Origin of the sequence: Micromonospora sp. NPDC050276, from assembly GCF_044459545.1 — a bacterium.
Taxonomy (GTDB): Bacteria; Actinomycetota; Actinomycetes; order Mycobacteriales; family Micromonosporaceae; genus Micromonospora.
Window position 1 is genome coordinate 110,164 of sequence record NZ_JBITJA010000010.1, and the last position, 12,844, is coordinate 123,007.

Here is a 12,844-nt window from a genome sequence, read left to right on the forward strand (position 1 = left end):
CAGATGGGCATCGAGGAGAAGCTTCCGGCCGGCGTCCTGCTCACCTCGGTGGAGAAGCTGGTCAACTGGTCCCGGAAGTCGTCCGTGTGGGGCGCCACCTTCGGCCTGGCCTGCTGCGCCATCGAGATGATGGCCGCCGGTGGTCCGCACTACGACATGGGCCGCTGGGGCATGGAGGTCTTCCGGGCGTCGCCCCGGCAGGCCGACCTGATGATCGTGGCTGGCCGGGTGAGTCAGAAGATGGCCCCGGTGCTGCGCCAGATCTACGACCAGATGGCCGAGCCGCGCTGGGTGCTCTCGATGGGCGTCTGCGCCAGCAGCGGCGGCATGTTCAACAACTACGCGATCGTGCAGGGTGTCGACCACGTGGTGCCGGTCGACATGTACCTGCCCGGCTGCCCGCCCCGGCCGGAGATGCTCATCGACGCGATCCTCAAGCTCCGCGAGAAGATCATGTATGAGCCGCTGGGCCCGAACGGCCGCAAGATGCTGGCGGCCCGCCAGGAGCGCGGCGACGTTCCGGTGGTGCCCTACGGCTCCATGCCCTCCTCGTACCGCAACGACAAGGCCCGGCGTGCCGAGTGGACCCGGGCGGTCCGCGAGGGCCGCGAGGAGCAGTTGCGCATCGAGAACTGGATGAACGCTCAGAACCACCTCCACCCGCAGGTAGGCCCGAAATGACGTCACCCACGGACAAGCCAAACGACGGCGGGGTGCCGGTCCCGGTCACGCCGGTCGGCGCCAGCAGCACCGCCCCGGCCGAGTACCCGCCGGCCAGCCCGGCCGGTCGCGGGATGTTCGGCAACCAGGGCACCGGCGACGTGTCCGGCTACGGCGGCCTGGTCCGCCAGCGCCACCCCATCGAAGAGGCGTCCCGGCCGTACGGGGGTTACTTCGACGAGGTTCGCGACGCGTTGGAGGAGGCGTACCCGGCCTTCGGCGACGCGATCGAGAAGGTCGTGGTCGACCGGGGTGAGCTGACCCTGCACGTCCGCCCGGAGCGGATCGCCGAGGTCTGCCAGGTGATGCGGGACGACCTGGCGCTGCGGTTCGAGCTGTGTTCCTCGGTGTCCGGCGTGGACTATCTGGGCGCCGACGAACGCCGGCTGCACGTGGTCTACCTGCTCACCTCGATGACGTACCGCCGCCGGGTCCGGCTGGAGGCCGCGGTCTCCGTCGAGTCCCCGCACCTGCCCAGCGTGACCGCCGTCTACCCGACCGCGGACTGGCAGGAGCGGGAGGCGTACGACATGTTCGGCATCGTCTTCGACGGCCACCCCAGCCTGACCCGGATCCTCATGCCGGACGACTGGGAGGGTCACCCGCAGCGCAAGGACTACCCGCTCGGCGGCGTCCCCGTCGAGTACAAGGGCGCGGAGATCCAGCCGCCGGACACGCGGAGGTCGTACCAGTGAGCGCGACGTCGAACTACGCCAGCGAGCGCGAGACGGACGAGGGGCGGGTCTTCACCGTCACCGGCGGGGACTGGGACACGATCGTCTCCGGCACCGACCCGATCAGCGACGAGCGCATCGTGGTCAACATGGGCCCGCAGCACCCGTCCACGCACGGGGTGCTGCGGTTGATCCTGGAGCTGGAGGGCGAGACGGTCCGCGAGGCCCGCTCGGTCGTCGGCTACCTGCACACCGGCATCGAGAAGAACCTCGAATACCGCAACTGGGTCCAGGGCTCGACGTTCGTGACCCGGATGGACTACCTCGCTCCGATCTTCAACGAGACGGCGTACGCCCTCGCGGTGGAGAAGCTGCTCGGCATCACCGACGACATCACCGAGCGGGCCACCACGATCCGCGTGCTGATGATGGAGCTCAACCGGATCTCGTCGCACCTGGTCTGGCTGGCCACCACCGGCATGGAGCTGGGCGCGATCTCGATCATGCTGTACGGCTTCCGCGAGCGGGAGTACATCCTCGACATCTTCGAGACCATCACCGGTCTGCGGATGAACCACGCGTACGTGCGGCCGGGCGGCGTGGCGCAGGACGTGCCGGACGACGCGGTCCGCAAGATCCGCGACTTCCTCAAGATGATGCCGAAGAAGCTCAAGGAGTACGAGGACCTGCTCTCCGGCCAGCCGATCTGGACCGAGCGGACGAAGAACGTCGCGGTGCTGGACGTCACCGGCTGCGTGGCGCTCGGCATCACCGGCCCGGTGCTGCGCTCCGCCGGCCTCGCCTGGGACCTGCGCAAGACGATGCCGTACTGCGGCTACGAGACGTACGAGTTCGACGTGCCGACCCACCCCGACGGTGACGTGTGGGGCCGCTACCAGGTCCGGCTTGCCGAGATCCGGGAGTCGTTGAAGCTGGTCGAGCAGGCCCTGGACCGGCTCCGTCCGGGCCCGGTGATGGTCGCCGACCGCAAGATCGCCTGGCCGGCGCAGTTGGCCATCGGCGTGGACGGCATGGGTAACTCGCTGGAGCACGTCGCGAAGATCATGGGTCAGTCGATGGAGTCGCTGATCCACCACTTCAAGCTGGTGACCGAGGGCTTCCGGGTACCGCCGGGCCAGGTGTACGTCGCCATCGAGGCACCCCGTGGTGAGTTGGGCGTGCACGCGGTGTCCGACGGTGGCACCCGGCCGTACCGGGTGCACTACCGGGAGCCGAGCTTCGTCAACCTCCAGGCCCTCCCGGCGATGGCCGAGGGCGGCCTGATCGCCGACGTGATCGCCGGCGGCGCCTCGTTGGACCCCGTGATGGGTGGTTGTGACCGATGACTTTCACTGACACGACTCGCGAGCGGGCGCGCGAGATCATCGCTCGTTATCCGGCGGACCGGTCCCGCTCGGCGTTGTTGCCGCTGCTGCACCTGGTGCAGGCCGAGGAGGGGTACGTCTCCCCGGCCGGGGTCGCGTTCTGCGCCGAGGTGCTGGGGCTGAACAAGGCCCAGGTCGGCGCGGTGGCCACCTTCTACACGATGTACAAGCGCAAGCCGACCGGTGACTTCCTGGTCAGCGTCTGCACCAACACCATGTGCAACGTGCTCGGTGGCCAGGAGGTCTACGACACCCTCTCCGAGCACCTGGGCGTCGGGCACGACGAGACCACCGCCGACGGCACGATCACGCTGGAGCACGCCGAGTGCCTGGCGGCGTGCGACTACGGCCCGGTGATGACTGTCAACTACGACTTCTTCGACGGCGTGGACGCCTCCACGGCGGTCGGTGTGGTCGACGAGCTGCGGGCCGGCGGACGGCCGATGCCCACCCGGGGTGCCCGGCTCTGCACCCTCAAGGAGATGGCGGTACAGCTCGCCGGTTTCGCCGACGAGCGCGACGGTGCCGTCGCCGACGGCGGGCCGGGCGAGCCCACCCTGCGCGGGCTGCGGCTGGCCCAGCAGCACGGCGTCTCGGTGCCGGGCTTCGACCCGAACACCCCGATCCGCAGCAAGGCGGAGGCGGACAAGGCCGCCGCCGAGGCGAAGGCGAAGGCGGAGGCCGCCAAGCCGGCACCCGTCGAGGCCAGCGCGGCCCCGGTGAAGGGCGGCGACGGGGCGTCCGCCCCGACGGGAGCGGCCACCGGCAGCACCGCGCCGGACGTGAAGGCACCGGACGACAAGTCGCCGCAGGTGCGTACCGCCGAGACCCGGCAGCCGGACGCGGACACCGCAGTGCCGGACGCGCCCGGCACGAAGGCCCCGGCAGACCGCAGCGGCACCGCGCCACAGGCCGGCGACGCGCGCTCGGCCGAGGCCGCCGGCGTGGCGGCCAACGTGCCGGCCGGCGACGGCAAGCCCGCCGGCGACGAGGCCGGGGCGCAGGAGCGCAACCTCACCGAAGCGAAGGCTGGGACGGACGCCGACGGCGCCGGACCGGCGGACGCGAACGAAACGGGGGCCCAGAAGTGACCACTCCCCGCCCGGAGACGCTGGCCAAGCTGACGCCGGTGCTGACCAAGCGCTGGTTGTCGCCGGACGCCTGGCGGATCGGCACGTACGAGCAGTTGGACGGCTACGCCGCGCTGCGCAAGGCGCTCAAGGCCCACCCGGACGACCTGATCCAGCTGATCAAGGACTCCGGGCTGCGGGGCCGTGGCGGCGCCGGCTTCCCCACCGGTCTCAAGTGGGGCTTCATCCCGCAGGGCGACGGCAAGCCGCACTACCTGGTGGTCAACGCCGACGAGGGCGAGCCGGGCACCTGCAAGGACCTGCCGCTGATGACCCACGACCCGCACGCGCTGGTCGAGGGCGTGATCATCGCGTCGTACGCGATCCGGGCCAGCCGCGCCTACATCTACATCCGGGGCGAGGCGGTGCACGCCGCACGTCGGCTGCGCAACGCGGTCCAGGAGGCGTACGACAAGGGTTACCTGGGCCGGAACATCCTGCGCAGTGGCTACGACCTGGAGCTGGTGGTGCATTCCGGCGCCGGGGCGTACATCTGCGGCGAGGAGACGGCACTGCTCGACTCGCTCGAAGGGTTCCGGGGTCAACCCCGGCTGCGCCCGCCGTTCCCGGCCACCCACGGCCTGTACGCGAGCCCGACCGTGGTGAACAACGTCGGCACCATCGCCAGCGTGCCGCCGATCGTGCTCGGCGGGGCCGACTGGTGGAAGAGCATGGGCACCGAGAAGTCCTCCGGGCCGATGATCTACTCGCTCTCCGGCCGGGTCGCCAACCCGGGCCAGTACGAGTGCTCGATGGGTGTCACGCTGCGCGAGCTGCTGGAGCTGGCCGGGGGCATGCAGCCCGGCCACAACCTGCGGTTCTGGACCCCGGGCGGTTCGTCCACTCCGCTGCTCGCCGCCGAGCACCTGGACGTGCCACTGGACTTCGAGGGGGTGGCGGCGGCCGGCTCGATCCTCGGCACCACGGCCACGCAGATCTTCTCCGACCAGGACTGCCCGGTCTACGCGACGTACCGGTGGCTGGAGTTCTACCACCACGAGTCGTGCGGCAAGTGCACCCCGTGCCGCGAGGGCAACTACTGGATGGTGCGGGTCTACCGGCGGATCCTCGCCGGTCAGGGCACCCACGAAGACCTGGACACCCTGCTGGACACCTGCGACAACATCCTCGGCCGCTCGTTCTGTGGGCTGGGTGACGGCGCGACCAGCTCGGTGACCTCCTCGCTGCAGTACTTCAAGCAGGACTACCTCGACTACATCGAGGGACGGACCGCACCCAAGTTGTCGGAGAAGACCCTGGTAGGGGCGCACTAATGACCGACGTAGCCAAGCAGACCGAGACCGTCACCCTCACCATCGACGGCGTCGAGGTCACCGCCCCCAAGGGGACGCTGCTGATCCGGGTCGCCGAGCAGATGGGCACCGAGATCCCCCGGTTCTGCGACCACCCGCTGCTGGCTCCAGCCGGCGCGTGCCGGCAGTGCCTGGTCGAGGTGGAGGGGCAGCGCAAGCCGGTCGCCTCCTGCACCCAGACCGTCGCCGACGGCATGGTCGTGCGTACGCAGATCACCTCCCCGGTGGCCAAGAAGGCGCAGGAGGGGGTGATGGAGCTGCTGCTGCTCAACCACCCGCTGGACTGCCCGATGTGTGACAAGGGCGGTGAGTGCCCGCTCCAGAACCAGGCGATGTCCACCGGCCGCACCGACTCGCGCTTCCACGAGCACAAGCGGGAGTACGAGAAGCCGATGGCGATCAGCAGCCAGGTGCTGCTGGACCGTGAGCGGTGCGTGCTCTGCCAGCGGTGCACCCGGTTCTCCGAGGAGATCGCCGGCGACAAGTTCATCGACCTGATGGGCCGGTCGTCCGCCGAGGAGATCAACATCTACCGGGACGACGCGTATGGAGGGAAAGCGGACGACGGCAGTGCTGGCCGCACCGACTCAGCCTCCGCTGGCGCTCCGGCTTTCGCCGGTGGAGACGTCCCGTTCAACTCCTACTTCTCCGGCAACACCGTGCAGATCTGCCCGGTGGGTGCGCTGACCGGCGCCCAGTACCGCTTCCGGGCCCGCCCGTTCGACCTGGTCTCCAGCCCGAGCGTGTGCGAGCACTGCTCGGCCGGCTGCGGGCAGCGCACCGACTGGCGGCGCGGCAAGGTGCTGCGCCGGCTGGCCGGCGACGAGCCGGCGGTGAACGAGGAGTGGAACTGCGACAAGGGCCGGTGGGGCTTCCAGTACACCCGCGCCGCCGACCGGCTGACCACTCCGCTGGTCCGCGACGAGCACACCGGTGAGCTGCGCGAAGCCTCCTGGAGTGAGGCGCTCACCGTGGCCGCCGAGGGGCTGCACACGGCTCGGGAGAGCGGGCAGGGCACAGCGGTGCTCACCGGCGGTCGGCTGACCGTCGAGGACGCGTACGCGTACGCCAAGTTCGCCCGGGTCGCGTTGAACACCAACGACATCGACTTCCGGGCCCGGCCGGTCTCCCGCGAGGAGGCCGACTTCCTGGCCAGCTCGGTCGCCGGGGTCACCGACGTCACCTACACCGACGTGGAGAACGCGCCAGCGGTGGTGCTGGTCGGCCTGGAGCCGGAGGAGGAGTGCCCGATCCTCTTCCTGCGGCTGCGCAAGGCGTACCTGAAGAAGACCCTGACGGTGTACGCGCTGGCGCCCTTCGCCACCCGCGGCCTGGAGAAGCTCGGCGCCAAGCTGGCCCGGGTGGTGCCGGGCGAGGAGGCCAGCGTGCTGGCCGAGCACGCCACGGTCACCGAGGCGCTGAGCGCGCCGGGCGCGATCCTGATCGTCGGCGAGCGGCTGGCCACCGTGCCGGGTGGGCTCTCCGCCGCGGCCGACGTGGCCCGGCGTACCGGCGCGAAGCTGGCCTGGGTGCCGCGGCGCGCGGGTGACCGGGGCGCGGTCGACGCGGGCTGTCTGCCCAACCTGCTCCCCGGCGGACGCCTGGTCACCGAGCCGGCCGCCCGGGCCGAGCTGGGTGAGGCGTGGGACATCCCGGCCGGGGTGATCCCGAGCCAGGCCGGTCGGGACACCGACGGCATCCTGACCGCGGCCGCCAACGGGCAGCTCGGCGCGCTGATCGTCGGCGGTGTCGACCCGGCCGACCTGGCCGACCCGCGACTGGCCGAGTCCGCCCTGGACGCGGTGCCGTTCCTGGTCAGCCTGGAGCTGCGCGCCAGCGCGGTGACCCGGCGGGCGAACGTGGTACTGCCGGTCGCCCCGGTGGTCGAGAAGGCCGGCAGCTTCCTGGACTGGGAGGGTCGGCTGCGTCCGTTCGAGGCGGTGCTGAACACCTCCGCGATGACCGACGGGCGGGTGCTCGACGCGCTGGCCGCGCTGCTCGACGTGCGCCTCGGCACGGCCGACGTGCTGAGCGTGCGCCGCGAGCTGGGCTCGCTGCCGGCGACGCGGATGTCTCGACCGGCCGCGCCGTCGGTCGCGCCGGGCCGGGTGCCGCAGCCGGGCGCCGGGGAGGCCGTGCTGGCCACCTGGCACCAGCTGGTGGATCTCGGCACCCTGACCGAGGGCGACGAGAACCTCGCCGGGACCGCCCGCCCGCCGGTGGTCCGGCTGGGTAAGGGCACCGCCGAGGCGCTCGGCGTCGCCGACGGTGACGCCGTCACGGTCGGCACCGACCGGGGGGCGCTGACCCTGCCGGCGGAGCTCACCGAGATGCCGGACGGCGTGGTCTGGCTGCCGACCAACTCACCCGGCTCGACCGTGCGGCGCAGCCTCGGGGCGACGTCCGGCGCGGTCGTCCGGATCTCCGTCCCCGCACCGAGTACGGCCATTCCGGCCGGACGCGTGGCGGCCGACGAGACCGGTCTCCCGGGTCCGCTCCTCAGTTCTGGGGGTAACCAGTGAACCCGATCTACCTGGCCCAGGATCCGACGCTGGCCGACTTCGGTCGGGATCCGTGGTGGCTGGTTCTCGGCAAGATTGTCTTCGCGTTCGCCTTCGGTCTGCTGGCCACCCTGCTCGGTGTCTGGTTCGAACGGCGCGTGGTCGGCTACATGCAGGTGCGGCCCGGCCCCAACCAGGTCGGTCCGTTCGGCCTGCTGCAGACCCTCGCCGACGGCCTGAAGATGGCCTTCAAGGAGGACATCCTGCCGAAGGCGGCCGACAAGGTCGTCTACTTCTTCGCCCCGACCATCTCGGTGATCTGCGCGGTCACCGCCCTGTCGGTGGTGCCGTTCGGTCCGATGGTGAGCATCTTCGGTCACCACACGCCGTTGCAGGTCACCGACGTGCCGGTGGCGGTGCTGCTGCTGCTCGCCTGCTCGTCGATGGGTGTCTACGGCATCGTGCTGGGTGGTTGGGCCTCCGGCTCGACGTACCCGCTGCTGGGTGGTCTCCGGTCGAGTGCCCAGATGATCTCCTACGAGGTCGCCATGGGGCTGAGCATCGTGGCGGTCTTCATGACCGCCGGCACGATGAGCACGAGCGGGATCGTCGCGGCGCAGGGCGACGGCACCCAGCTGACTATCCTCGGCCAGACGATCCCGGCGCCGGGCTGGTACGCGATCCTGCTGCTGCCGAGTTTCGTCATCTTCTTCATCGCCACCGTGGGTGAGACCAACCGGGCGCCGTTCGACCTCCCCGAGGCCGAGTCCGAGCTGGTCGCGGGCTTCATGACCGAGTACAGCTCGCTGAAGTTCGCGCTCTTCATGCTCAGCGAGTACGTCGCGATGGTGACCATGTCCGCGGTCACCACCACGCTGTTCCTGGGCGGTTGGCGAGCGCCGTGGCCGATCACCATCTGGGAGGGCGCCAACTCCGGCTGGTGGCCGATGCTCTGGTTCTTCGGCAAGGTGATCGCGCTGGTCTTCGTCTTCGTCTGGCTGCGCGGCACGCTGCCCCGGCTGCGGTACGACCAGTTCATGCGCCTCGGTTGGAAGGTGCTGCTGCCGATCAACCTGGTCTGGATCCTGGTCCTGTCGGGCCTGCGCTCCATCGAGGGCTGGGACACCCGCGGCAAGGTGATCGCCGTCGGCATTCCGGCCGGCATCCTGCTGATCGCCACGATCTTCTGGCCCAGCCGCAAGCCGACGCCGACTCCGACGACGCAGGAGCAGGTCGACAACCGGCCGTACGGGAGCTTCCCGCTGCCGCCGATGGATCTTCAGGTACCACCGAGCCCGCGTATCACGCGCGTGGTCGCCGAGCGGGAGCCGGCCAACATCGTTGCCGGCTCGGACTCCAGGGAGGTGTGACGTGGGCGCGATCACCGGAACGTTCAAGGGATTCGGTGTCACCTTCTCGCACATGTTCAGGAAGGTCGTCACCACCGACTATCCGTTCAAGCCGCCGGTGTCGGCGCCGCGCTACCACGGGCGGCACATTCTCAACCGGCACCCGGACGGCCTGGAGAAGTGCATCGGCTGCGAGCTGTGCGCCTGGGCCTGCCCGGCGGACGCGATCTACGTCGAGGGTGGCGACAACACCGACGAGCAGCGCTTCTCGCCGGGTGAGCGGTACGCCAGCATCTACCAGATCAACTACGCCCGGTGCATCTTCTGCGGGCTGTGCATCGAGGCGTGCCCGACTCGATCGCTGACCATGAGTAACGAGTACGAGCTGGCCCGGGACAACCGGCAGGACCTGATCTTCACCAAGGAGCAGTTGCTTGCGCCGCTGCTCGAGGGCATGGAGCAGCCGCCGCACCCGATGCGGCTGGGTGACAGCGAGAAGGACTACTACGTCGGCGCGCTGGACAACCCGGGCACCTCCGCCGGTGCGGAGACGTCCCCGATGGGCCCCGGCCGCTACCAGGTCGAGGAGCACCCCGGCGTGACGTTCCCGGGCGCCGAGCAGGCCGCCCAGCGCGTCGCGGCCGGCAAGGGAGAGGAAGCATGACCACGTCTACGGTGCTGGCCGCGGCGGGTGGGGTGTCCGGCGGTGAGGAGGTCACCTTCTGGATCCTCGGGCCGCTCGCGCTCATCGGGGCGATCGGGATGGTGGCCGCGCGTAACGCGGTGCACTCCGCGCTCTGGTTGGTGCTCACCATGCTCTGCCTGGGCGTGTTCTACGTGCTCCAGGCCGGGCCGTTCATCGGCATGGTGCAGATCATCGTCTACACCGGCGCGATCATGATGCTCTTCCTCTTCGTGCTGATGCTGGTCGGTCGGGACTCCACGGACTCGCTCATCGAGACGCTGCGCGGTCAGCGGGTCGCCGCGATCGTGCTGGGGCTGGGCTTCGCCGGTCTGGTCGGCGGCGCGCTCTACCGGGCGCTGGAGGGAACCACCGCGGTCGGCCTGGAGCAGGCCAACGCGGAGGGCAACGTGCAGGGCATCGCCCGACTGCTCTTCACCAAGTACGTGTTCGCGTTCGAGCTGACCTCGGCGCTGCTGATCACCGCGGCGGTCGGTGCGATGGTGCTCGCCCACATCGAGCGCCGCAAGCAGGACAAGGTCGACCAGCCGTCGACGATGCGGGCCCGCTTCGCGCCGGGCAACTACCCCGGCCCCAAGCCGGGCCCCGGCGTCTTCGCGACCTCGTCCTCGGTGGCCACCCCGGCGCGACTGCCGGACGGCCGGCTCTCCGAGCGGAGCACGCCGGACATCCTGCCGGTGCGGGAGCTGACCGCGCAGGAGACCACGCTGAAAGGTACGGACCAACGGTGAGCGCGAGGAGTGCAGCGAAGCGGAGCCCCGCAGTCGCGAACGAAAGGACAGCTCAGCCATGACGCCTGACTACTACCTGGTCCTCGCGGCGATGCTGTTCACCATCGGCGCCGCCGGGGTGCTCGTCCGGCGCAACGCGATCGTGCTGTTCATGTGCGTGGAGCTGATGCTCAACGCGGCCAACCTGACGCTGGTCACCTTCAGCCGGATCAACGGTGACCTGAACGGTCAGATCATGGCGTTCTTCGTGATGGTGGTGGCGGCGGCCGAGGTCGTGGTCGGGCTCGCGATCATCATGTCCATCTTCCGGACGCGACGCTCGGCGAGCGTCGACGACGCCAACCTGCTCAAGTACTAAGGGGCAAGCAAGTGGAAGAGACTGTGCAGTACGCCGGTGCCACAGGCTTGCTCGGCAGCGTCTGGCTGCTCGTGGCGATCCCGCTGGTCAGCGCGGCCATCCTGCTGCTGCTCGGCCGCCGGGCCGACCGCTGGGGGCACTGGTTGGGCGTCGCCGCGATCGGCGCCGCGTTCGTGCTCGGCCTGGCCTTCTTCTTCCAGCTGCGTGGCCTGGAGAACAAGTCGGTCGAGCTGAGCCTCTGGGACTTCATCGCTGTCGGTGACCTGCGCGTCGACTTCGGCCTGCTGTTCGACCCGCTGGCTGCGGTCTTCGTGCTGCTGATCACCGGGGTGGGTTTCCTGATCCACCTGTACGCGGTGGAGTACATGTCGCACGACGCCGGCCGTCGTCGGTTCTTCGCGTACTTCAACCTGTTCGTCGCGGCGATGCTGCTGCTGGTGCTCGGCAACAACTACGTGATGTTGTACTTCGGCTGGGAGGGCGTCGGTCTGGCGTCGTACCTGCTGATCTCCTTCTGGACCGAGCGGCCGAGCGCGGCCACCGCGGGCAAGAAGGCGTTCCTGATGAACCGGGTCGGTGACGCCGGCCTGGCCATCGGCATCTTCATCATGTTCGCCACCCTGGGCACCACCCAGTACGACGAGGTGTTCAACGGTGTCGGCGCGCTGACCGGCACCACCGTGCTGGTCCTCGGTCTGCTGCTGTTGCTCGGGGCGGCCGGCAAGTCCGGCCAGTTCCCGCTCCAGGCCTGGTTGCCGGACGCGATGGAGGGCCCGACCCCGGTGTCGGCGCTCATCCACGCGGCCACCATGGTCACCGCGGGCGTCTACCTGATCGCCCGGTCCAACCCGATCTTCTCCGCGAACTCGACGCTGCAACTGGTGGTCGTCAGCGTCGGCGCGCTCACCCTGCTGATCGGCTGCATCATCGGTGCGGCCAAGGACGACATCAAGCGGGTGCTCGCCTGGTCGACGGTGAGCCAGATCGGCTACATGTTCGTCGGCGTCGGCCTGGGCGGTGGCGCGTACGCGCTGGCCATCGTGCATCTGCTGGCGCACGGCTTCTTCAAGGCCAACATGTTCCTGGGTGCCGGCGCGGTGATGCACGGGATGAAGGACCAGGTCGACATCCGCCGCTTCGGTGGGCTGTCGAAGTACATGAAGATCACCTGGCTGACCTTCATGATGGGCTGGCTGGCCATCATCGGCATGTTCCCGTTCTCCGGCTTCTTCTCCAAGGAGCCGATCATCGTGGCCGCGTTTGAGCGGGAGGACTGGACCGCCTGGCTCTTCGGCGGGGCGGCGCTGCTCGGGGCGGGGCTGACCGCGTTCTACATGACGCGGCTGTTCGTGCTCACGTTCCACGGCCCCCAGCGCTGGACCGAGGACATCGAGCACCCGCACGAGTCGCCGAAGCTGATGACCATCCCGCTGATCCTCCTGGCGGCCGGTTCGGTCGGCGCCGGCTTCCTGCTCTCCACGTCCGTTCCGGACTGGCTGACGGCGACCGCCGGGCTGGGCGGCGAGCACGCCGAGCACGAGGCGGTCCTCTCGCACGCCGTGATCACCACGCTGTCGCTGCTGGTCACCGTGCTCGGCGCCGGGCTCGCCTGGTTCCTGTTCCGGGCCGGTACGGCCACCGCGCCGCAGCCGGCCGGGGTGCTGGTCACCGCCGCCCGGCGCAACCTCTACACCGACGCGGTCAACGAGGCGGTTTTCGAGAAGCCGGGCATCTTCCTCACCCGGGCGCTGGTGTACCTCGACAACCGGGGCATCGACGGGCTCGTCAACGGGCTCGCCGCTGCGGTCGGTGGTGGTTCGGGTCGGCTCCGGCGGATGCAGACCGGCTTCGTCCGCTCGTACGCCACCTCGATCCTGGCCGGTGCGCTGCTGGTGATGGCGGCGTTCCTGGCGGTGCAGGCGGGGTGGTTGGCGTGATCGACCTCAATACGCCCGCCCCCGCCGGCGGACCACGCAGTGA

At 69.9% G+C, this 12,844-nt stretch carries 11 protein-coding genes; all 11 read left to right on the forward strand.

Annotation, left to right across the window (positions count from 1 at the left end; genetic code table 11):
* Positions 1 to 3 precede the first annotated feature (3 nt).
* The 11 genes from ACIBF8_RS22665 to nuoL are packed head-to-tail and all read left to right on the forward strand — an operon-like array spanning position 4 to position 12,801.
* A complete protein-coding gene (locus ACIBF8_RS22665) occupies positions 4 to 681 on the forward strand; it encodes an NADH-quinone oxidoreductase subunit B family protein (protein WP_145785918.1) in 678 nt (225 codons plus the stop codon).
* Positions 678 to 1,415 (forward strand): NADH-quinone oxidoreductase subunit C, encoded by a 738-nt coding sequence (locus ACIBF8_RS22670; protein ID WP_396785372.1) that lies wholly within the window; start codon positions 678 to 680, stop codon positions 1,413 to 1,415. The genes ACIBF8_RS22665 and ACIBF8_RS22670 overlap by 4 nt, the downstream gene beginning before the upstream one ends.
* Positions 1,412 to 2,740 carry an NADH-quinone oxidoreductase subunit D gene (locus ACIBF8_RS22675; RefSeq protein WP_396785374.1) on the forward strand — a complete coding sequence of 443 codons (1,329 nt, stop codon included), beginning with the start codon at positions 1,412 to 1,414 and terminating at the stop codon, positions 2,738 to 2,740. Before ACIBF8_RS22670 ends, ACIBF8_RS22675 begins: the two co-directional genes overlap by 4 nt.
* Positions 2,737 to 3,870 carry an NADH-quinone oxidoreductase subunit NuoE gene (nuoE, locus tag ACIBF8_RS22680; RefSeq protein ID WP_396785376.1) on the forward strand — a complete coding sequence of 378 codons (1,134 nt, stop codon included), beginning with the start codon at positions 2,737 to 2,739 and terminating at the stop codon, positions 3,868 to 3,870. Before ACIBF8_RS22675 ends, nuoE begins: the two co-directional genes overlap by 4 nt.
* Complete coding sequence (gene nuoF / locus ACIBF8_RS22685; RefSeq protein WP_278137003.1) at positions 3,867 to 5,183, forward strand: NADH-quinone oxidoreductase subunit NuoF; 1,317 nt, start codon at positions 3,867 to 3,869, stop codon at positions 5,181 to 5,183. Before nuoE ends, nuoF begins: the two co-directional genes overlap by 4 nt.
* The gene (locus tag ACIBF8_RS22690) at positions 5,183 to 7,744 is read left to right on the forward strand and encodes an NADH-quinone oxidoreductase subunit G (protein WP_396785378.1); all 2,562 of its coding nucleotides are present in this window, start codon (positions 5,183 to 5,185) and stop codon (positions 7,742 to 7,744) included. Before nuoF ends, ACIBF8_RS22690 begins: the two co-directional genes overlap by 1 nt.
* Positions 7,741 to 9,093 carry an NADH-quinone oxidoreductase subunit NuoH gene (gene nuoH / locus ACIBF8_RS22695; RefSeq protein WP_396785379.1) on the forward strand — a complete coding sequence of 451 codons (1,353 nt, stop codon included), beginning with the start codon at positions 7,741 to 7,743 and terminating at the stop codon, positions 9,091 to 9,093. The genes ACIBF8_RS22690 and nuoH overlap by 4 nt, the downstream gene beginning before the upstream one ends.
* Position 9,094: 1 nt before the next feature.
* Entirely contained in the window at positions 9,095 to 9,736 is a 642-nt protein-coding gene (gene nuoI / locus ACIBF8_RS22700) for an NADH-quinone oxidoreductase subunit NuoI (protein ID WP_112585694.1), read from the forward strand.
* Positions 9,733 to 10,506 carry an NADH-quinone oxidoreductase subunit J gene (locus tag ACIBF8_RS22705; protein WP_396785380.1) on the forward strand — a complete coding sequence of 258 codons (774 nt, stop codon included), beginning with the start codon at positions 9,733 to 9,735 and terminating at the stop codon, positions 10,504 to 10,506. The genes nuoI and ACIBF8_RS22705 overlap by 4 nt, the downstream gene beginning before the upstream one ends.
* A gap of 58 nt (positions 10,507 to 10,564) precedes the next feature.
* Positions 10,565 to 10,864: an NADH-quinone oxidoreductase subunit NuoK gene (gene nuoK / locus ACIBF8_RS22710; RefSeq protein ID WP_396785382.1), complete on the forward strand. Its 300-nt coding sequence runs from the start codon at positions 10,565 to 10,567 to the stop codon at positions 10,862 to 10,864.
* An 11-nt stretch (positions 10,865 to 10,875) separates the two neighbouring features.
* Entirely contained in the window at positions 10,876 to 12,801 is a 1,926-nt protein-coding gene (nuoL, locus tag ACIBF8_RS22715; RefSeq protein WP_396785383.1) for an NADH-quinone oxidoreductase subunit L, read from the forward strand.
* The last annotated feature ends 43 nt before the right edge of the window (positions 12,802 to 12,844 follow it).

What these genes read in the sequence shown, in the direction of transcription:
- ACIBF8_RS22665 (WP_145785918.1), top strand. Translation starts at nt 4, where the DNA reads ATGGGCATCGAGGAGAAGCTTCCGGCCGGCGTCCTGCTCACCTCGGTG.
- ACIBF8_RS22670 (WP_396785372.1), top strand. Translation starts at nt 678, where the DNA reads ATGACGTCACCCACGGACAAGCCAAACGACGGCGGGGTGCCGGTCCCG.
- nuoE (WP_396785376.1), top strand. Translation starts at nt 2,737, where the DNA reads ATGACTTTCACTGACACGACTCGCGAGCGGGCGCGCGAGATCATCGCT.
- ACIBF8_RS22690 (WP_396785378.1), top strand. Translation starts at nt 5,183, where the DNA reads ATGACCGACGTAGCCAAGCAGACCGAGACCGTCACCCTCACCATCGAC.
- ACIBF8_RS22705 (WP_396785380.1), top strand. Translation starts at nt 9,733, where the DNA reads ATGACCACGTCTACGGTGCTGGCCGCGGCGGGTGGGGTGTCCGGCGGT.
- nuoK (WP_396785382.1), top strand. Translation starts at nt 10,565, where the DNA reads ATGACGCCTGACTACTACCTGGTCCTCGCGGCGATGCTGTTCACCATC.